This is a genomic window from Pseudomonas sp. NPDC079086 (assembly GCF_044542155.1).
Taxonomy (GTDB): Bacteria; Pseudomonadota; Gammaproteobacteria; order Pseudomonadales; family Pseudomonadaceae; genus Aquipseudomonas.
In genome coordinates this window covers 1,271,162-1,291,994 of sequence record NZ_JBITTY010000001.1, presented here as the reverse complement: position 1 = coordinate 1,291,994, position 20,833 = coordinate 1,271,162, and the positions used below count along the sequence as shown (strand labels likewise).

Annotated in this window: 14 protein-coding genes; 10 read left to right on the top strand and 4 right to left on the bottom strand. The window is 61.5% G+C overall.

The window, feature by feature from the left end; translation table 11 throughout:
- The first annotated feature begins 124 nt into the window (after positions 1-124).
- The 3 genes from ACIGEK_RS06050 to ACIGEK_RS06040 all read left to right on the top strand — a co-directional run bounded on the left by ACIGEK_RS06050 (position 125) and on the right by ACIGEK_RS06040 (position 3,692).
- Complete coding sequence (locus tag ACIGEK_RS06050) at positions 125-2,767, top strand: putative bifunctional diguanylate cyclase/phosphodiesterase (RefSeq protein ID WP_397492422.1); 2,643 nt, start codon at positions 125-127, stop codon at positions 2,765-2,767.
- A 61-nt stretch (positions 2,768-2,828) separates the two neighbouring features.
- A complete protein-coding gene (msrA, locus tag ACIGEK_RS06045; RefSeq protein ID WP_397492421.1) occupies positions 2,829-3,476 on the top strand; it encodes a peptide-methionine (S)-S-oxide reductase MsrA in 648 nt (215 codons plus the stop codon).
- Between the two features lie 18 nt (positions 3,477-3,494).
- A complete protein-coding gene (locus tag ACIGEK_RS06040; protein ID WP_397492420.1) occupies positions 3,495-3,692 on the top strand; it encodes a putative motility protein in 198 nt (65 codons plus the stop codon).
- Here the strand turns inward: ACIGEK_RS06040 and ACIGEK_RS06035 are convergent.
- Positions 3,689-5,341, bottom strand: coding sequence for a phytoene desaturase family protein (locus tag ACIGEK_RS06035; RefSeq protein ID WP_397492419.1), 1,653 nt, complete (start codon positions 5,339-5,341; stop codon positions 3,689-3,691). The genes ACIGEK_RS06040 and ACIGEK_RS06035 overlap by 4 nt on opposite strands.
- Before the next feature lie 126 nt (positions 5,342-5,467).
- On the opposite strand from ACIGEK_RS06035, the gene ACIGEK_RS06030 reads away from it, so the two are divergent.
- Together ACIGEK_RS06030 and ACIGEK_RS06025 are read left to right on the top strand one after the other, a co-directional pair.
- Positions 5,468-6,004, top strand: coding sequence for a PadR family transcriptional regulator (locus ACIGEK_RS06030; protein ID WP_397492418.1), 537 nt, complete (start codon positions 5,468-5,470; stop codon positions 6,002-6,004).
- A gap of 103 nt (positions 6,005-6,107) precedes the next feature.
- Positions 6,108-7,361: an HD-GYP domain-containing protein gene (locus ACIGEK_RS06025; RefSeq protein WP_397492417.1), complete on the top strand. Its 1,254-nt coding sequence runs from the start codon at positions 6,108-6,110 to the stop codon at positions 7,359-7,361.
- 96 nt (positions 7,362-7,457) lie between these two features.
- Here the strand turns inward: ACIGEK_RS06025 and ACIGEK_RS06020 are convergent, their stop codons facing one another.
- Together ACIGEK_RS06020 and ACIGEK_RS06015 are read right to left on the bottom strand one after the other, a co-directional pair.
- Entirely contained in the window at positions 7,458-9,068 is a 1,611-nt protein-coding gene (locus ACIGEK_RS06020) for an FMN-binding glutamate synthase family protein (protein WP_397492416.1), read from the bottom strand.
- A 64-nt stretch (positions 9,069-9,132) separates the two neighbouring features.
- Positions 9,133-9,978 (bottom strand): 23S rRNA (adenine(2030)-N(6))-methyltransferase RlmJ, encoded by an 846-nt coding sequence (locus tag ACIGEK_RS06015; protein ID WP_397492415.1) that lies wholly within the window; start codon positions 9,976-9,978, stop codon positions 9,133-9,135.
- Between the two features lie 107 nt (positions 9,979-10,085).
- Between ACIGEK_RS06015 and ACIGEK_RS06010 the strand changes: the two genes are divergently transcribed.
- The 5 genes from ACIGEK_RS06010 (at position 10,086) to selO (ending at position 20,017) form a co-directional block, all read left to right on the top strand.
- Positions 10,086-11,129 carry an NAD(P)H-dependent flavin oxidoreductase gene (locus ACIGEK_RS06010; protein ID WP_397492414.1) on the top strand — a complete coding sequence of 348 codons (1,044 nt, stop codon included), beginning with the start codon at positions 10,086-10,088 and terminating at the stop codon, positions 11,127-11,129.
- An 82-nt stretch (positions 11,130-11,211) separates the two neighbouring features.
- On the top strand, positions 11,212-13,014 hold the full coding sequence (locus ACIGEK_RS06005) for an acyl-CoA dehydrogenase (protein ID WP_397492413.1): 1,803 nt from the start codon (positions 11,212-11,214) through the stop codon (positions 13,012-13,014).
- A gap of 145 nt (positions 13,015-13,159) precedes the next feature.
- Positions 13,160-14,905 (top strand): potassium/proton antiporter, encoded by a 1,746-nt coding sequence (locus ACIGEK_RS06000; RefSeq protein ID WP_397493090.1) that lies wholly within the window; start codon positions 13,160-13,162, stop codon positions 14,903-14,905.
- Between the two features lie 218 nt (positions 14,906-15,123).
- Positions 15,124-18,480 (top strand): mechanosensitive channel MscK, encoded by a 3,357-nt coding sequence (gene mscK / locus ACIGEK_RS05995; protein ID WP_397492412.1) that lies wholly within the window; start codon positions 15,124-15,126, stop codon positions 18,478-18,480.
- Between the two features lie 76 nt (positions 18,481-18,556).
- Positions 18,557-20,017 carry a protein adenylyltransferase SelO gene (selO, locus tag ACIGEK_RS05990; protein ID WP_397492411.1) on the top strand — a complete coding sequence of 487 codons (1,461 nt, stop codon included), beginning with the start codon at positions 18,557-18,559 and terminating at the stop codon, positions 20,015-20,017.
- Between the two features lie 20 nt (positions 20,018-20,037).
- Here the strand turns inward: selO and ACIGEK_RS05985 are convergent, their stop codons facing one another.
- Positions 20,038-20,733 (bottom strand): aspartate/glutamate racemase family protein, encoded by a 696-nt coding sequence (locus ACIGEK_RS05985; RefSeq protein ID WP_397492410.1) that lies wholly within the window; start codon positions 20,731-20,733, stop codon positions 20,038-20,040.
- Positions 20,734-20,833: the final 100 nt, after the last annotated feature.

Sequence of the window (20,833 nt, the reverse complement as noted above, 5' to 3'; positions counted from 1 at the left end):
TCAGCAACACTGCGGATATTAGTTTTCTTGTCAGTCGCAATTGCATGATGCACCCTTACCCGACGCTATAAATTGAAGTGAGTCGATTGCCGCTTCGATCAGCATACTGGAAGCCAGCCACCGAATGAAAAGCCATCCCGATGCCGCGAGTCGTTTAGCGGCCGAGGTTGTGACGCAGTTGCCAGTGCCTTCGCGCCTTGGCTTGCTGCGTTTCGAGCGCTTGAATGAAGCCAGCTGGACTCTGCTGTACCTCGACGCGGGCTGCGAACAACAGTTTGGCCTACCCGCTCATGAACTCTGCTCCCTGCTCGATGCACCCTACGCCAGCCTGATGGAACCCGCGGTTCGCCACCAGCTGCACGACAGTATTGCGCAACAGCTTGCCGACCGCCGGCACTACAGCGTGCAGTACTGCCTGCACACCCCGCGCGGTAGCCTGAACCTGATGGAAGTGGGCGAAGCCTTCAAGCAACGCGGGCGGCATCTGCTACGCGGCTATTTGCTGGTGACGAACGAGCAGACCGCGCCCTCGCCACAGACCCTCGAACTCTACCAGCGCAGCCAGGCCGAGCTGCAGGCGCAGCAGCAACGCACACAAGCCCAGCAGCAGTTGATCGTCACGCTCGCGCGCCATCATTACGGCGATAGCGATCCCTTGCGCGAGGCCGCCGAGCTGATCAGCAAGAGCGCCTGCGAACTCTATGGCGTGAGCCGCGCCGGCATTTGGAGCCTCAGTGAGCATATGCTGCAATCGGTGGCCCTCTACCAACAGGACCAAGGCCGACATATCGTGCAGGCCGATATCGATGCCAGCCCTTACCCCGCCTACCTGCAAGCCCTGCATAGTGGTCGCGCCCTAGATGCCCACGACGCACACCAGGACCCTCGCACACGCGAGCTTAGCGATAGCTATTTACGCCCCATGGGCATCACCGCGATGCTCGATGCGGGCATTCGTATCGACGGCGAGGTGGTGGGCGTGCTGTGTATGGAGCACATTGGCCCTGCACGCACGTGGCAACCGGATGAAATTGCCTTTGCCGGCGAGCTAGCAGACCAGTACGCCCAAGTACTGACCAACCAGCAGCGGCGCACCGCGACCAATGCCCTGTACCTGTTCCAGCGCGCCGTCGAGCAAAGCTCCAGCGCCTTTATCCTGCTCGACCGCGATGGCCTGGTGGAGTACGTCAACCCGAGTTTTACTGCCATCACTCTGTACAGCGCCAGCGAAGTGCAGGGCCGCCGCCTGTCCGCAATCCCCGCGCTGGAAAACCTCAACGACCTGCTCTTCGATGCCCGTTCCAGTCTGGCCGAACACAATAGTTGGCAGGGTGAATTCAAGAGCCGCCGCAAGAACCTCGACCCCTACTGGGGACAACTGTCGCTGTCCAAGGTGTATGCCGACGATGGCAGCCTGACCCACTACATCGGCATCTACGAAGACGTTACCGCCAGCAAGCAGGCGCAACAGCATATCGAGCGCCTGGCCTTTCGCGACAACCTCACCGGACTGGGTAACCGCTACGCCTTTATCCGTTCGCTGGAGAGCCACTTCAGCGAACACCCGGGCAAGCCAATCAGCCTACTGCTGGTGGATATCGACAACTTCAAGCGGATCAACGACAGCCTTGGTCACCAGACCGGTGACAAGCTGCTGGTCAGCTTGGCGCGCCGTTTGCGCAACACCCTGACCCCTAGCAGCGTGCTGGCCCGCTTTGCCAGCAACGAGTTTGCCGTAATGCTCAACGCCGGCCAGGCCGACAGCGAGCTGGTGGCGCAGAAGCTGCTGCACACTCTGGACAAGCCGCTGTTCGTCGACAACCAGCTGATCAGCGTCACCGGCTCCATCGGCCTGGGCTGCGCGCCCGAGCATGGCAACGACCCGCAAACCCTGATGAAGCACGCCGGCCTGGCCCTGCACAAAGCCAAAGCCAACGGTAAAAACCAGCTGCAGGTGTTTACCGATGCACTGAATGCCGAGGCGCACTACAAGCTGTTCGTCGAGAGCAACCTGCGCCGCGCGCTGATGCAGAACGAGCTGGAAGTGTTCTACCAGCCCAAGCTGTGCCTGAAGAGCGGCCGGCTGCTGGGCCTGGAAGCGCTACTGCGCTGGCACCACCCGGACAAGGGCATGATCAGCCCGGAAAAATTTATCAGCGTGGCCGAAGAAACCGGCCTAATCATCCCCATCGGCAAATGGGTCACCCGCCAGGCCTGCCGCATGAGCAAACAGCTGATCGCCGTCGGCCACATGCCGCTGCAGATGGCCATCAACCTGTCGCCCAAACAGTTCTCCGACCCGGACCTGGTTGGCGAGATCGCCGCCATACTGCATGAAGAGCAACTGGACCCGGCCCTGCTCGAACTGGAACTAACCGAAAGCCTGCTGCTGGAAGCCACCGACGACACCCGCCATCAGCTCAGCCGTCTGAAGAGCCTGGGCCTGACCCTGGCCATGGACGACTTCGGCACCGGTTACTCCTCGCTCAGCTACCTGAAGAAATTCCCCATCGATGTGATCAAGATTGATCGTAGCTTTATCAAGGACATCCCGGAGAATCAGGACGACATGGAGATCACCTCCGCGGTGATCGCCATGGCGCACAACCTGAAACTCAAGGTGGTGGCCGAGGGTATCGAGACGGCCGCGCAGCTCAACTTTCTACGTCGCCAGCAGTGCGATATCGGCCAGGGCTACCTGTTCGATAAACCCATCGCCAGCCGCGACCTGTTGGAAAGCCTCAAGCGCTATCCAAACCGAGGCTAGCTGTAACAAGCCCGCTCATTGATGGTCTATGACACACATGCTTTTGCTGAGGAAATGGCTCATGGTTCTGCGTTCGCAAATTCTCGCCCACAAACTCGAACTGCCCACCGCCGAGCAGGCACTGCCTGGCCGTGCCGAAGCCATGGAAGTGCCCGCCGCGCACTTCGTCAACGGCAACGCACTGCAAGGGTCCTTCCCCGCAGGCCTGCAACAGGCGGTATTCGCCATGGGTTGTTTCTGGGGCGCGGAACGGCGCTTCTGGCAGCAGCCGGGCGTGTGGAGCACGGCAGTTGGCTATGCCGGCGGCCATACACCGAACCCGACCTATGACGAAACCTGCTCGGGCCTGACCGGCCACACCGAAGTGGTGCTGGTAGTGTTTGATCCCAAGGTCACCAGCTACGCCGCACTGCTGAAAGTGTTCTGGGAGGCGCACAACCCGACCCAGGGTATGCGCCAGGGTAACGACACGGGCAGCCAGTACCGTTCGGCGATCTACTGCTACGGCGCTGAACAGCTGGCCGCAGCAAAGAGCACGCAGGCGCAGTTCCAGACCGAATTGAGCAAAGCCGGTTTCGGCGCCATCACCACCGAAGTGCGCGAGGCGCCGCCGTTCTACTACGCTGAGGCCTATCATCAGCAGTACTTGGCGAAGAACCCCGGCGGCTATTGCGGCCTGGGCGGCACGGGAGCCTGCCTGCCGGGCTGATAGAGAGGGGATAGCACGATGGAACTCAGTAGCCTGACCAATCAGGTGTCGACCCAGGCAGCGGCTCAGGCCTCTGCCCTGGCCTCACTGCTGTTGCTGCGCAAAACCCTGGAACTGCAGGCTGCCAGCATCGGCGGCCTGGTTGAGGCCGCCACGCCAGCCAGCGCGTCGAGCAATCCGCCCAATCTGGGCAATAGCGTCGACGTGATGATTTAGCCAGCCACATCCGCCGCCGCACTGCCATCGGCGGCAGTTTCCGCCTTCCAGCTTTTCAATAGCTTGCCGACCTTGTAACCGCGCCAGCCAAGCATGCGCGAGGCAGTCAGCACCCCAGCCATCAAAGCGCCCCCGACCCCGGCAGTCAGCGTATCGGCGCCGGTCAGATACAGGCCTTTGATCGGCGTCTGGCTGTGAATCCAGTGCTGTTCGAAACGCTGCACCGTGTGGTCGATGCCATAGATCTCGCCCTGCTCGTTCCACTGGTACCACTCGGTGGACAGCGGCGTGCCCAGTTCGCAGAAGTCCAGTGCGCCGCGCAGTTGCGGCTGATGCTGATAGAGGGTTTCCAGCAGCTGCGCAGTCAACTCGGCCTTGAACGCCTCGTAGTCAGCGCCGCGTTTGCCCCAGGTAGTGCCCTTCCACTTCGCAAACCACTGCGGCTGGGTCGGTGCGACGATTTCCACCGTGGCCTTGTTCGGGTAGTGCGCATCCCAGGCCGGGTCCTTGGCCGAGGGGAAGCTGATATAGATCAGCGGCATCGCCGGGTTCTGCCCGGTCATAAAACTGCTGACGTTGTGGTCATGATCGTGGGTTGGGTAAACCCAGTAGTTGGTCTTCGGCAGCTTCAGCTCGGCGGCGCTGCCCTTGAAGCCGGCGTACAGGCACAGGGTGGCAGCCGACAGTTTGACCTTGGGCAACTGCTCCAACAGGCCATATTCGCTGGCCACCTGATGATCGAGCAGGCGGGTATAGGTCGGCACCAGGCCGGCGCAGCTGACGATCTGCTGCGCGCGGATCTCGAAGCCATCCTTCTGCATGCGTACACCGACCGCACGACCGCTCTCGACCAGGATCTTGTCGACCCCGGCATAGGTGAACACCTGGCCGCCGGCCGCTTCGATTACCGGGATAATGCTTTCGGAAATCTTCGTCGCGCCGCCGACCGGGTAGTTACCGCCGGTGATGTAGTGCTTGGCGACCATCGCGTGCATAACGAAGGCGGCTTCGGCCGGCGGCAAGCCGTAATCGCCCCACTGCGCGGTCAGCACGCCGATCAACTCCTGATTGTCGGTCAGGCCTTCAAGCACCTCACGGGTGGTTTTGAAGAAGTAATCCGGCAGCCACAACCGGCGCAGCTTGCTATAGAGCATGCCCAGTGAACGTGGCAGCGCCTGGCCAGCGAAGAAGCGCGGCACCTTGGCGCTGACTTCGCTAAGCAGGTCGACATAACGCTCAAGCACCGCAGTTTCCCCGGGGAAGTGGCGCGCCATCTCCGCCTTGAACTCCTCGCGTCCAGCCACATAGTCGTAGGTCTGCTCGCCAATCACGATGCGGTCATAGTGCGCATCCATCGGCGCCCATTCGAGCTTGCCGTCGCTGATCACATCGAACACCCGGCGGATCGCCGACCAGGGTTTATGCACCTCGCCGATGTAATGCACGCCCACATCCCACTCGTAGCCTTCGCGCTCATAACTGTGGGTGTAACCGCCCGCAGTGTAGTGCTGCTCCAGCACGCACACGCGCTTGCCGAGCTTGGCCAGCAATGCGGCAGTGGTCAGGCCGCCGATGCCAGAGCCGATGATGATGGCGTCGTAATCACCCTGAACCAGGCGAGGACGGAAGCGGGTACCGGTGCGTTTCATGGGATGCTCCTGCGTTGTTCTTGTTATGCAATTTTTTGCATACTAGGCGGCGACGGGAGTCGATGCAACTTTTTGCATATTCCGTATACTGCCGCGCACTTCTAAAGCAGCCGGTGAAACCTGCCTATGTCGCTCAAGCACGCCATTCTTATCCTCCTGGAAAGCGAACCCGGCAGCGGCTACGACCTGCTCAAACGCTTCAAGGATGGCCTTGGCTATTTCTGGAATGCCAAGCATCAGCAGGTCTATCTAGAGCTGAAAAAGCTCAGTGAGGCAGGCTGGCTGGAGTTTGAAGCGCAGGCCCAGGACACCCGCCCGGATAAAAAGAACTATCGACTGACCCCCGCTGGTCACGCAGAACTGCTGCGCTGGCTGGGTGAACCGGTGCAGCCGAACACGATCAACGATGCGCTACTGGTGAAGTTGTACGCGGGAGCGCATACCTCGCTGGATAACCTGCGCGAGGAAATGCAGCGTCATGTGGCGGTGCACCGCAAAACCTTGAACAGCCTGCTCAGCATCGAGCGCGACTATCTGGCGCTACCCGATGAACAACGCAAGGCGCTGCGCCTGCCCTACCTGACCCTGCGCCGCGGCATACTCGGCGAGCAGTCCTGGCTGGCCTGGGCGGATGAGGTCGAACAAGAGCTGCAACACGACTAGCAGGCCAAGCGCCGAACCTAGGCACAGAAGTCATTGCAGATACTGCCAGCTCATAGGCAAAGCGCTAGACTGCCAGCCATTAGCCATCATCAACGATATCTGCATGCCTGCGTCCTCTGCCTATATATCCCCCGATCAACTGTGTGTCGGCCTGTATATCCAGCTCGAACTGGCCTGGTGGGAGCACAACTTTGCCTTCAGCAATTTCAAGATCAAGGATGAAAGCCAGATCAAGGCCCTGCGCGCTCTCGGTGTCGAGCGCCTGCGCTACGACCCGGCCCGCAGCGACTGCGAGCCGCTGAGCAAGACCGAGCCGCAGCCCCCCGTAGCCAGCACGCCAGCGCCCACCCCACCGACACCAGAGCAACAGGCCAGCCAGGCTCGCGCAGAAAAACTCAAGGCCCTGCGCAAACGCCTGGCCGAGGTGGACCGCAAGTTCGTCCAGGCCAGCCAGCAGATCAAAACCCTCAACCAAACCCTGCGCAGCCGTCCTGAAGAGGCCTGCAAGCAGGCCGGCGAGGTGGTGGGTGCAATGGTCGACACGCTGCTAGGCGGCAGTGGTGCCGTGCTGCACACGATCAATAGCAAAGCGGCCGAAGACAATTACCTGCACTCATTGAACGTCACCGTCCTGAGCCTGATGCTGGGTCGCCAACTCGGCCTGGACAGCGAGGACTGCCATATCCTCGGCATGGGGGCGTTGCTGCATGATGTCGGCAAACTGGAAGTGCCGAGCAAGGTGCTGCTCAAGCCCGAACCGCTGACGCGCCCGGAACAGCAACTGCTGCAATTGCACTGTGAATTCGGCCTGCGCATGGGCCACAAGCTGATGCTGGATGATGAGGTGCTGCGCATCATCAATGAGCACCACGAATACTGCGACGGCAGCGGTTACCCACGCCAGCTGCGTGAAGCCGCCATCGGCCGCCTGAGCCGCCTGGTGTGCATCACCAACCAGTTCGACAACCTGTGCAACCCGCTCAACCCGCGTGACGGTCTGAGCCCGCACGAGGCGCTGGCGCTGATGTTCAAGCAATACACTGCGCGCTTCGATGCGGTGGCGCTGAAGGCCTTTATCCGCTGCATGGGCATTTACCCGCCAGGTTGCCTGGTGCAACTGGACGACCAGCGCTACGGCCTGGTGCTGGGCATGAACCCAAGCCAGCCGCTGAAACCGACGCTGATTGTCTATGACCCCGCCGTACCCAAGAACGAGGCGCTGATCATCGACCTGGAACAGGAGCCGCGCCTGGGCATCGCCGCCAGCCTGCGTCCGGCCCAGCTACCGCGCGAGGCGTTGGAATACCTTAATCCGCGTCAGCAGCTCAGTTACTTTGTGGAGCCCAGCAACAAATAAGCGCTGCTTGGTACCGGCGCTACACCAGCACCTGCTACCGCCCAACAGGCGACGTTACATCGCCCGTCCCAAGAGGCCTACGGCTTTAATCCGCACTTACTGCGCCGGTGCGAAACTGCTGGCTTGCGCCATCTGCCACATTCGCGAATAGAACTCCCCAGACACCTCGCCACTGAGCAACTCTCCTGGTTTGAGGAATACATGCAGCTGCGAGTAAAGCTTGATCTCACTCGCGGACATGCGCCGCACCAGGTGCTTGGCCTCAACCTGCGAGGGATGTTCAAGGCCGGCGGCCGCGAGCATCTCCGCCAAGGCTTTGAGAGTATTGCGATGAAAGCTATGCACGCGCGCTGCCTTATCCGGCACCACTAGCGCACGTTGGCGCAGGGCATCTTGCGTGGCCACGCCGGTCGGGCATTTGTTGGTATGGCACGACTGACTCTGAATGCAGCCGATGGCAAACATAAAGCCACGGGCCGAATTGGCCCAGTCAGCCCCCAACGCCATCACACTGGCAATATCGAAGGCACTGACAATCTTGCCGCTGGCGCCAATGCGGATGTGCTCGCGCAAACCGATGCCAACCAGAGTGTTATGCACAAACAGCAGCCCTTCACGCAGTGGTACGCCAATGTGATCAGTGAATTCCACAGGTGCAGCACCGGTGCCGCCTTCCTTGCCATCGACGACGATAAAGTCCGGCAGAATCCCGGTCTCCAGCATGGCCTTGGCAATCCCCATAAACTCCCACGGGTGGCCCAGGCAGAACTTGAAACCCACCGGTTTGCCTGCCGACAGCTCGCGCAGCTGGGCGACAAACTGCAGTAGTTCAATGGGCGTGGAAAACGCACTGTGGCTCGCCGGCGACACACAGTCCTGGCCCATGGGCACGCCGCGAGTCTGGGAGATTTCGGCAGTGATCTTGTGCTTCGGCAGAATCCCACCGTGGCCTGGCTTGGCGCCCTGACTGAGCTTGATCTCAATCATCTTCACCTGCGGGTTGGCGGCCTGCGCAGCAAACCGCTGCGGATCAAACTGGCCATTGTCCTGACGACAGCCGAAGTAACCGCTACCCAGCTCCCAGACCAGATCGCCGCCATGCTCACGGTGATAGGGGCTGATGCTGCCCTCACCGGTGTCGTGATAAAAACCTCCGAGCTTGGCGCCTTGGTTCAACGCGCGAATGGCATTGGCGCTGAGCGAGCCAAAGCTCATAGCCGAAATATTGAAGACCGATGCCGAATAAGGCTGCGTGCACTGCGGCCCGCCAACGCTGACGCGAAATGCACTGGGGTCAACATGCGCGGCCGGCAACATCGAGTGGCCGATAAATTCGAAGCCACTCTGATACACGTCAGTCAGGGTGCCGAAGGCCTTGTCCGCACTCTGGTTCTTGGCCCGCGCATATACCAGCGAGCGCTGCGCCCGCGAGAACGGCAACCGCTCGCTATCAGACTCCAGCAGGTATTGGCGAATTTCCGGGCGAATCGCTTCAACCAGATAACGGATGTTGCCGAGGATCGGGTAGTTTCGCCGCACCGCATGGCGACTCTGCAACAAGTCATTCACCCCCACCGCACTGAGCAGCCCGGTTATCAGCAACACGGCCCATAACCAGGCATGCCCTGCAACAAAGGGTAAACCAGCGATTGTGAACAACACACAGAAGGCAAAGAAGGCGTAGCGATTCAACAGCGACAAGCTCATACGGGCTCCTGGCGGCATGCAACGTGACAATAGGTGCGTGCGCACCTACTTACAGTTGCAGAGCTTAGGCAGTTTTTTCCTCGATAAGCCAATCCATGCGCCAGCCGCCCTGCGTCTGCCCAAGCAGCTTGGCCAGCCAGGGCAGAATCTGCTTGAGCTCATCTTCCAGGCCCCAGGGCGGATTGCTGATCACCAGGCCGGAGCCATTCAGCCGCGTCGGTTCATCGGTTGAGTGCACGTAGAGCTCCAAACGCAACAGCTTGGGCGCTTTGCTCTTTTCCAGATCATTGTAGAAACGCCGCAACTGACGCAGGTCCTTGATCGGGTACCAGATCGCCACCACCGCCTGGCGCATACGGCCGATGGCTTCGCTCAGTGATTGGGCGCAGCGCTCCATTTCATCAGCCTGCTCAAACGGCGGGTCGATCAGCAGCAGCGCACGCTTCTCGCTGGTTGGCAGCAGGGCGCGCGGCACATGCCAACCTTCGCCCAGGTGCACCGCGACGCGGCGGTCGCCGTGCATGTTTTCCTTGAGCAGACGACCGTCTTCCGGGTGCTTCTCGTTCAGGTGCAGACGGTCCTGCTCGCGGGTCAGCAGGCGCGCCAGCTCCGGTGAGCCGGGGTAATGGCGCAGCTCGCCATCGGGGTTCATCGCGCGGATCACTTCCAGATAGTCCAGCAGCGGGTCGGGTACATCGGTGGCCTGCCACAGCCGCGCGATGCCTTCCAGCCACTCACCGGTACGGCTGGCCTGGTCGCCGCGCAAATCATACAGACCGATACCGGCATGGCTGTCGAGGTAGGCAAACGGCGCCTCCTTGCGTGACAGCAGGGCAATCAGACGGCTCAAGACATAGTGTTTCAGCACATCGGCATGGTTGCCGGCATGGAAGGCGTGGCGGTAGTTCATTTGGGCGGGCTCCTGTGGCCGAGCAGTTTAACAGGGTGGCAGCATTTGCCATGCGCCAGATGGATCAGTACGGTGGCCGCTGATCCGTCTGGCAAGGGAGAACCGACATGCAACTGCAAGACCTCTTGGGCATTGAGCTACCACTGATCCAGGCGCCAATGGCCGGCGTACAGCTACATGGCCTGGCCGCCGCTGTGTCGAACGCCGGCGCGCTGGGTTCACTGCCCTGCGCCATGCTCGACGCGGCCGGCTTGCGCAAGGAACTGCAAGCGCTGAACGAGAAAACCCGCAAGCCCTACAACCTGAACTTCTTCTGCCACACCCCACCAGCCGTTGACACCGCACGCGAAGCCGCCTGGCGCGAGGCGCTAGCCCCTTACTACGCCGAGCTAGGCATCGACCCGATGACTATCGCCAGCGGCCCCGGCCGCCTGCCATTCAGTGCCGAGATGGCCGACCTGCTCGATGAATTCCGCCCAGCGGTGGTGAGTTTTCATTTCGGCCTGCCCTCCGCCGAACTGCTGGCACGGGTCAAAGCCTGCGGCGCCAAAGTGCTCAGTTCAGCCACCACTGTGGCGGAAGCACTGTGGCTGCAGGCCAACGGTGCTGACGCGATCATCGCTCAAGGCCTGGAAGCCGGCGGCCATCGCGGCATGTTTCTCACTGATGAATTGAGCAGCCAGCTCGGCACCTTTGCCCTGCTGCCGCAGATCGTCCAGGCCGTGCAGCTCCCGGTCATCGCCGCCGGCGGTATCGCCGATGCCCAGGGCGTGCGCGCAGCCATGGCCCTCGGCGCGGCCGGGGCGCAGATCGGCACGGCCTACCTGTGCTGCGACGAGGCCAGCACCAGCGCCATCCACCGCGCAGCTCTGCACAGCCCAGCGGCGCGGCATACCGCGTTGACCAACCTGTTCAGCGGTCGCCCGGCGCGCGGCATTGTTAATCGGGTGATACGTGAGCGAGGTCCAATCAGCGCCCTTGCGCCGGAGTTCCCCCAGGCGACTGCGGCCATTGCGCCGCTGCGGGCCAAGGCGGAAAGCCAGGGCAGCGGTGACTTCTCACCGCTCTGGGCCGGGCAGAATGTCAGCGGCTGCAAGAGTATCGGCGCTGCCGAGCTGACCGCCGAACTGGCCCGTGGCTTTGCTAGCTGAGCCTCTATCACGCTTATTAATAGTGCTGTGAGCCACGCGCGCAGCTGCTTAGACTCGGCCCATCGCAACCGGAGGTATACGCATGTCCGAGTCCCTGCTCAGTTCCCGCAACCTGGCCTTCGAGCTGTACGAAGTGCTGGACGCCGAAGGCCTGACCCAGCGCGAGCGTTTCGCCGAGCACAGCCGCGAAACCTTTGATGCTGCCATCGACACCGCGCGCAGCATCGCCGAGAACCTGTTCGCTCCGCACAACCGCAAGAACGACGAGCACGAACCGGAGTATGTCGACGGCGCTGCGGTGCTGATCCCCGAGGTCAAGCCGGCGGTAGACGCCTTCCTCGAGGCGGGCTTCCTCAATGCCACCCGCGAGTTCGAGGTCGGCGGCATGCAGCTGCCCAACCTGCTCTCGCAGGCCTGCTTTGCGCACTTCCAGTCGGCTAACGCGGCGACCACCTCGTACCCATTCCTGACCATGGGCGCGGCCAACCTGATCGAAAATTTCGGCACTGCCGAACAGAAGCAACGCTTTCTGCAGCCGATGATCGATGGGCGTTTCTTCGGCACCATGGCGCTGACCGAGCCGCACGCCGGCTCGTCACTGTCGGACATCCGCACCCGCGCGGAACCTGCCGAAGACGGCACTTACCGGCTCAAGGGCAACAAGATCTTTATCTCCGGCGGCGACCACCCGCTCAGCGAGAACATCGTGCACATGGTGCTGGCCAAGTTGCCGGACGCCCCTGCCGGGGTGAAGGGCATCAGCCTGTTTATCGTGCCGAAGTTCCTGGTCAATGACGATGGCAGCCTGGGCAAACGCAATGACGTGGTTCTAGCGGGCCTGTTCCACAAGATGGGCTGGCGCGGCACCACCTCTACGGCGTTGAACTTCGGCGATAACGGCGACTGTGTCGGCTATCTGGTGGGCAAGCCGCACCATGGCCTGAGCTACATGTTCCAGATGATGAACGAAGCGCGCATCGGCGTCGGCATGGGCGCGGTAATGCTCGGCTACGCCGGCTACCTGTATTCACTGGACTACGCCCGTCAGCGCCCGCAAGGTCGCCTGCCCGATGGTAAAGACCCCACCTCCAGCCAAGTGGCGATCATCGAGCACGCCGATGTGCGGCGCATGCTGCTGACGCAGAAAGCCTATGTGGAGGGCTCTTTCGATCTCGGCCTATACGCTGCTCGCCTGTTCGACGACACCCTGACCCTCGAGAGCGAAGAAGAGCGCCGCAGCGCCCTGGAGTTGCTCGACCTGCTCACCCCGATCGTCAAATCCTGGCCATCTGAGTTCTGCCTCAAGGCTAACGAACTGGCGATCCAGATTCTCGGCGGCCACGGTTACACCCGCGATTACCCGGTGGAGCAGTATTACCGCGACAACCGCCTGAATCCGATACACGAAGGCACTCACGGCATCCAGTCGCTCGATCTGCTCGGGCGCAAGGTGTCGATGAACGGCGGCGCGGCGCTCAAACAGCTGCTCAAGCTGATCCATGGCACCTGCCAACGTGCCGAAGCTCATGCCTCGCTGACGCCCCTGCGCCAGCCGCTGGAGCAACTGCTGGCAAGGCTGCAGGCGGTGACCTTGGCACTACTCGGTGACCTGATGGGCGGCAAAGTGAATGAAGGCCTGGCGAACTCGGCGCTGTACCTCAAGGTATTTGGCCATACAGTGATCGGTTGGCGCTGGCTGGAGCAGGCGATCCGCGCTGAAGAAGGCCTGGCGCGCGGCAACGCTGCCGATATCGACTTCTATCAAGGCAAGCTGCAGGCCGCACGCTACTTCCTCACCTGGGAAGTGCCGAGCTGCCACCACGACCTGGCCATCCTCGAAGCCCGCGATGACACCTGCCTGGGCATGCAGGACGCCTGGTTCTAAAGCGGAAGTTGTTATCACGCCAGGCACCTGACGCCCCGCTAAACGCGGGGCGTTTTTTTTCAGCGGCAAATTCGGGCAACGGTTAGAATCGCTGGCACGCGCCATGCATAGTGGCACGCTCACCAACCCGCACGGAGTACGCGCCTTGGATGCCAGCACCATCAATAATCTGTTTTTGATCGGTGCAATGCTGGTAGCCATGAGCATCCTGGTCAGCGCCTTCGGTTCGCGCTTCGGTATCCCCATTCTGGTGATCTTTCTCGCTGTCGGCATGCTCGCTGGCACCGACGGCCCTGGCGGTATCGTTTTCAACAACTACCCGTTGGCTTACCTGGTCGGCAACCTAGCGTTGGCCATCATTCTGCTCGACGGCGGCATGCGCACGCGGGTTTCCAGCTTTCGCGTGGCCTTGTGGCCGTCGTTGTCGCTGGCCACTGTCGGGGTTTTGATCACCGCAGGGCTAACCGGCATTGCGGCGGCCTGGCTGTTCGATCTGACCTGGATGGAAGGCCTGCTAATCGGCGCCATCGTCGGCTCCACCGATGCTGCTGCGGTATTCAGCCTGCTCGGTGGGCGCGGCCTGAACGAACGGGTCAGCGCCACGCTGGAAATCGAATCCGGTAGCAACGACCCGATGGCGGTGTTTCTCACCGTCACCCTGATTGCCATGCTCGCCAACGGCCAGGACGGCCTGAGCTGGGAGCTGCTGGTGCAGCTGCTGCAACAGTTCGGCATCGGCGCGCTGTTCGGCCTCGGTGGCGGCTGGCTGCTACTCAATCTGATCAACCGCATGGAACTGGCCAACGGCCTGTATCCGCTGCTGGTGGTCAGCGGCGGCCTGATCATTTTCGCCATCACCACTGCGGTCGGCGGCAGTGGCATTCTGTCGATCTACCTGTGTGGCCTGCTGCTGGGCAACCGCGCGATCCGCTCGCGCCACGGCATCCTGCATATGCTCGACGGCCTCACCTGGCTGGCACAGATCGGCATGTTCCTGGTCCTCGGCCTACTGGTCACCCCCCACGAGTTGCTGCCAATTGCTCTACCGGCCTTGGGCCTAGCGCTGTGGATGATCCTGTTCGCCCGGCCGCTATCGGTGTTTCTCGGGTTACTGCCATTTCGCGCGTTTCATGACCGCGAACGGGCCTTTATCGCCTGGGTTGGCCTGCGTGGCGCGGTGCCGATCATTCTTGCGGTGTTCCCGCTGATGGCCGGCCTGCCCAATGCCCAGCTGTTCTTCAACGTGGCGTTCTTTATCGTACTGGTCTCCCTGCTGCTGCAGGGCACCAGCCTGCCGTGGGCAGCCAAACTGTTGCGCGTTACCGTACCGCCAGAGCCGGCGCCAGTATCGCGCGCCGGGCTGGATGTTCACCCGACCAGCCAGTGGGAACTGTTTATCTACCGCCTCGGCGCAGAGAAGTGGTGCATCGGCGCGGCGCTGCGTGAGCTGAAGATGCCTGAAGGCACGCGTATCGCTGCACTGTTCCGGGGCAAGGAGCTACTCCACCCCTCCGGCAGCACCACTCTGGAAGCCGGTGATCTGCTCTGCGTAGTCGGCCATGAGCACGACCTGCCTGCCCTCGGCAAGCTATTCAGCCAGGCGCCAACACGCGGCCAGGACCTGCGCTTCTTCGGTGATTTCGTGCTCGAAGGCGATGCCGAACTGGCCGCCATCGCGGCACTCTATGGCCTGCAACTGGAAGGCGCCGAAGGTCAGCTGCACCTGGGCCGCTTTATCGCCCACAAGATCGGCGGCTCGCCGGTTATAGGCGACCAGGTGGAATGGCAAGGCCTGACCTGGACCGTGGCGGCAATTGAAGGGAACAAGATCCGCAAGGTCGGCGTCAGATTCCCCGAAGGCAGTCGCCCAGGACCAGGACTCTTCCTCTAAAAGCCTGTTTACGACCTGCTGCGCGTCGGCCCTGTTGCGTTAAAAACAGGCTCGGGATGCTTATTCACAGCAGTAAACGCCGCTCCCTCGCCTGTTTTTGCCTTGCAGGGCTCTAGCTCGCGAGATCGTAAACCGACTCTAATAGCCGTTATATGCGGCACAGGCGCTTACCCAGGCGCCTGTTAAACTCAGCTTCTTTTCGAGCCAACGATTCCACTATGCCCTTTCTCCGCACTTATCTCGCCATCGCCCTGCTCGGACTGTGCTTGAGCGCTCCTCTGCTACACGCCGCCGAGCCACCGAGCCGCGAAGACGTACAGAGCAGCCTGGACAAACTGGCCGACCGCAAGTTGCCAGAAGCCGAACAATCGGCCGTCAAACAGACACTGGAGAAAACTCTGGCGCTGCTGGGTGAGAAAGCTGACAGCGTGCAGCGCCGTGCCGATCTGGAAAAACAGCTGCAGCAAGCGCCACGCCTGATTGGCGAAGCACAACGCGATTACGAGCGACTGAAAAACAGCACCCCGACTCAGGTCAGCCTGCGCTATGGCAAAAGCACACTGCCCCAGCTCGAACAGCTGCTCGCCGACCGCAATGCACAGCTTAACGAGTGGCAGAAGCAGATCATCGAAGCCAACAGCCTGGTGATCACCGCACAAACGCGCCCGGAACGCGCCCAGGCCGAAATCAGCGGCAACCAGACCCGCAGCCAGGAAATCAACGGCATCCTGAAAAGCGGCCGCGAAGCCAACAAGCCTCTGAGCAACGAGCGTCGTGACCAGCTGAATGCCGAACTGGCCAAGCTCGACGCACAAACCCAGCTGCGTCGTCAGGAGCTGGCCGGCAACAGCCTGTTGCAGGACCTCGGCAACAGCCGCCGGACCTTGCTGGAAGAGCGCATCAAGCGCCTCGAGCAGGAGCTGCTCGACCTGCAGAACCTAATTAATGAAAAGCGCCGCGACTTGTCCGAGCAAACCCTTGCCGAACAGTCCCTCGAGGCCGCAAAAGCGGGCACCGACAACCTGCTGGCACAGGAAAGTGCTCTAAACCTGAAACTCTCAGACTACCTGCTGCGTTCCACTGATCGGCTCAATGAGCTGACTCGCATGAACCTGCAGACCAAGCAGCAACTCGACAGCCTGAGCCAGAGCGATCAAGCCCTGGAAGAACAGATCAGCGTATTGCAAGGCAGCCTGTTGCTCTCGCGCATCCTTTACAAGCAACAACAGGCCCTGCCAACGCTGAAAATCGACAGCAATCTGCCCGACCAGATCGCCGACTTGCGCCTGTATCAGTTCGAACTGAACCAGCAGCGCGAAAACATCAACAACCCCAGCGTCTATGTCGACAAGCTACTCGCTGCGCAGACCACCGAGGACAATAGCCAAGCGCTGCGCACCGATCTATTGGCCATCATCGACACCCGCCGTGAACTGATCGACCGCCTGAACCGTGAGCTGAATGCCCTGCTCAACGAGTCGATCACTCTGCAACTCAATCAGAAACAGCTGAAAACCACCGCCGACAGCCTACGCGCCACCCTCGACGAGCAGATGTTCTGGATCCCCAGCAACAAACCGCTGGATCTGGAGTGGTTCAAGTCCGTACCGCGCTTGCTCGAGCGGCAGATTGCCGAATTACCCTGGGGCGCCAACCTGCGCCAGCTGGGCGCCGGCCTGACCGAACGGCCGCTGCTGTTCCTGCCCTTGCTGCTGCTGATAGTGGTGCTGCTGTGGCGCCGGGGTTATCTGTACCGCAAGCTCGCAGAGCTGCACCAGGACATCGGCCACTTCAAACGCGACAGCCAATTGCACACACCGATGGCAATCATGCTCAACGTGTTGCTGGCGCTGCCTGGCACGCTGTTCCTGGCACTGTGCGGCTTCGCCTTGCAGATGGACGCCCGCGGACAGAACGCCAACCTGGGTGAGGCGCTGTTCCAAATGGCCCAGGCCTGGCTGGTGTTCTACACCCTGTATCGCATCCTCGCCGATGGCGGCGTAGCCGAACTGCACTTCCGCTGGGGCCGCTCGCAAGTGGCCTTCCTGCACAAACAAGTGCGCCGTCTGGGCCTAGTGGTGATGGCGCTGGTGGCTGTAGTGACGATTGCCAAGCACCAGCCGGCGGGCCTGGGTGATGACGTGATCGGCCTGACCGTGGTGCTGAGTTGCTACGCCCTGATGGTCTGGCTGCTGCACAAGCTGCTGCTCACCGGCCCGGCCCGCGAACATGCCTCGGCCTTCCGCATGCTGATCGGCATAGCCCTGAGCCTGCTGCCATTGGCACTGATCGTGGCGGTCGGCTTCGGCTACTACTACACCGCACTGAAACTCAGCGACCGCTTGATCAACACCCTGTATCTGCTGGTGATCTGGCTGATCATCGAAGCCACTTTTGTTCGCGGCCTGGGCGTTGCGGCACGCCGACTCGCCTACCAGCGGGCCATGAGCAAGCGCCAGGCACAAAGCAAGGACAGCGGCGAAGGCACGGAAACTGTAGTCGAGGAGCCGACCCTGGATATCGAACAGGTCAACCAGCAGTCGCTGCGCCTGATTCGCCTGGCCCTGCTCGGTACCTTTATCGCCGGCCTGTACTGGGTCTGGGCGGACCTGATTTCGGTGTTCACCTACCTCGATAACATTGCGCTGTATGAGTACAGCAGCGGTACCGGCGATGCCGCCACTCTGGTGCCCATTAGCCTCAGCGATGTACTCGGCGCACTGATCATCATCGGCATCACCGTCGCACTGGGCCGCAACTTGCCGGGTTTGCTCGAGGTGCTGGTGCTCTCCAGGCTGAAGCTGGCCCAGGGCAGCGCCTACGCCACCACCACCCTGCTCTCCTACGCGATTGTCGGCATTGGGTTTGTCATCACCCTGTCGACCCTCGGGGTCAGCTGGGACAAGCTGCAATGGCTGGTGGCCGCGCTCTCGGTGGGCCTGGGCTTCGGCTTGCAGGAAATCTTCGCCAACTTTATCTCTGGCCTGATCATCCTGTTCGAGCGCCCAGTGCGCATCGGCGACGTGGTGACCATCGGTAACCTGTCCGGCACGGTCAGCAAGATCCGCATTCGCGCCACCACCATCACCGATTTCGACCGCAAAGAAATCATCGTGCCGAACAAGACGTTCGTCACCGATCAACTGATCAACTGGTCGCTCAATGACACCATTACCCGGGTCATCGTAAAAATCGGTGTAGCCTACGAAACCGACCTGCCGCTGGCGCGCAAGCTGATGATGCAGGCCGCTGAGGAAAACCCACGGGTGCTGCGTGACCCGGCGCCGCTGCTGTTTTTCCTGACCATCAGCGCCAGCACCTTCGACTACGAACTGCGCTTCCATGTACGCGAGCTGGGCGACCGCAACGCCGCTACCGACGAAATCCTTACGCGCATTGCCTTGAGCTTCCGCGAAAACAACGTGGAAATGGCCTTCAACCAGGTCGAGGTGATGATCAAGAACCTGCAGGGTCAGGAACTCAACCTAAGCAGCGGACAGCTCATAAACGCCGGGGCCGCGGCTGCCGCAAAACAAGAGCAACTGCCGCCCGCCCCGTCTGTAGACCCGCTGTAATTCAGTTACTCGCCCGCTGCTGCGGGCTTGAACCCTCATCATTGCCGGGCCGCGCCAGCCCGGCCGGAGTCTGGCCGTGAAGTCGCTCATCGAGCTGCAGTTCGACAACCGTTTCGCCCGCCTCGGCGACACCTTTTCTACCCACGTGTTGCCCGAACCGATTGCCGAGCCACGCCTGGTAGTCGCCAGCCAGGCCGCCATGGCCCTACTCGACCTGGAGCCAAGCGAAACCGACAGCGAGGTATTCGCGCAGATATTTACCGGACACAAGCTGTGGAGTACGGCTGAGCCACGCGCCATGGTCTATTCCGGGCACCAGTTCGGTGGTTACAACCCGCGCCTGGGTGATGGCCGCGGGCTATTGCTGGGCGAGGTCATCAACGACGCCGGCGAGTACTGGGACCTGCACCTGAAAGGCGCCGGGCAAACGCCCTACTCGCGCATGGGCGACGGCCGTGCGGTGCTGCGCTCATCGATCCGCGAATTTCTCGCCAGCGAGCACCTGCACGCCCTCGGCATCCCCAGCTCGCGGGCTCTGTGCGTCACTGGCTCCAGCACCCCGGTGTGGCGCGAAAAGCAGGAAAGCGCGGCCATGGTCCTGCGTCTGGCCCCCAGCCATGTGCGTTTCGGCCACTTCGAATACTTCTATTACACCCAGCAGCATGAGTCACTCAAACAACTGGCCGAACATGTGCTGCACAACCACTACGGTGAATGCGTGCAGCGAGAGCAGCCGTACCTGGCGATGTTCCGCGAGATCATTGAGCGCAACGCGGCGATGATCGCCTACTGGCAGGCCTACGGTTTCTGCCATGGGGTGATGAACACCGACAACATGTCCATCCTCGGTATCACCTTCGATTACGGCCCCTACGCCTTCCTCGATGATTTCGACGCCAACCACATCTGCAACCACTCCGATGACACCGGCCGTTACTCGTTCAGCAACCAGGTGCCCATTGCCCAATGGAACCTCGCAGCCCTCGGCCAGGCACTGGTAGCGCTAGTGGATGTTGAGGCGCTGCGCGAAAGCCTCGGCCTGTTCCTGCCGCTGTACCAGGCGCATTACCTCGACCTGATGCGCAAGCGCCTGGGCTTACTCAGCGCCGATGAGGGCGACGAAGCCCTGGTGCAACGCCTGCTGCAACTGATGCAGAGCAGCGCGGTGGATTACACCCTGTTCTTCCGCGAACTCGGCGATAGCCCAGCCAATCAGGCCGTGGCGCGCCTGCGTGACGACTTTACCGATCTGGCCGGCTTTGACGCCTGGACCGCCGACTACCTGGCGCGCAGCGCTCAGGATGGCGATAACCAGGCGCAACGACGCACGCGCATGCAGGCGGCCAACCCTAAATATATTCTGCGAAATTACCTGGCCCAGCAGGTGATCGAAGCCGCCGAGCAGGGTGATTACGCCCCGGTGCGCGAGCTGCATCAGGTGCTATCGCGGCCCTTCGACGAGCAGCCCGGCTTCGAACGCTACGCCCAGCGCCCACCAGAATGGGGCAAGCACCTGGAAATCAGCTGCTCGTCGTAGCCTCCCACACGATGAACACCCTACGAACCCAGCATCCACTCCAACCCCATCGCCACATGCAGCTCGGTGCTGTCGAGCAGTGGCAGCGGCGCGTCCAGGCCATCCAGCAGCAAACCGATCTCCGTACAGCCAAGAATGGCTACCTCGGCACCCTGCTCCCGCAGCGTGCGCAAACACGCCAAATAGAATTCACGCGCCGGCGCTAGAAACTGCCCCTGACACAGCTCGGCAAAGATCACTCGATCAATCTCAACCATTTGCGCAGGCGCTGGGGTGATCACCTCAATCGCGAAGCGCTCGGCCAGGCGCTGCCGGTAAAAATCTTCCTGCATGGTAAAGCGCGTGCCGAGCAGGGCCGCACGGCGCACACCCTGGCGCTGCAGCGCCAGGCCAACCGCATCGCCGATATGCAGCAGGGGAATTTGCACCGCCGCTTCGATGGCCGGCGCCACCTTGTGCATGGTGTTGGTCGCCAACAGCAGAGCCGTTGCCCCGGCCTGCTGCAAGCCTTGCCCAGCATTGGCTAATAGCTCGCCGGCTGCCTGCCAGTCGCCACACCGCTGCAGCTCGGCGATCTCGGCAAAATCTACGGAATGCAGCAACAGCGGCGCCGAGTGCAGGCCGCCCAACTGCTCGCGTACGCCCTGGTTGAGCAGGCGGTAATAGCTGGCCGTGGACTCCCAACTCATACCACCCAGAATGCCTAGCTGACGCATATCACCTCCCGTTCGATAAAGTCTTGAGCCTAATCCGCCACCGTACCTGCGCACAGACACAGTGCGCGGTAGAGCGGCCGGTACAGCCTTATCCATTAAA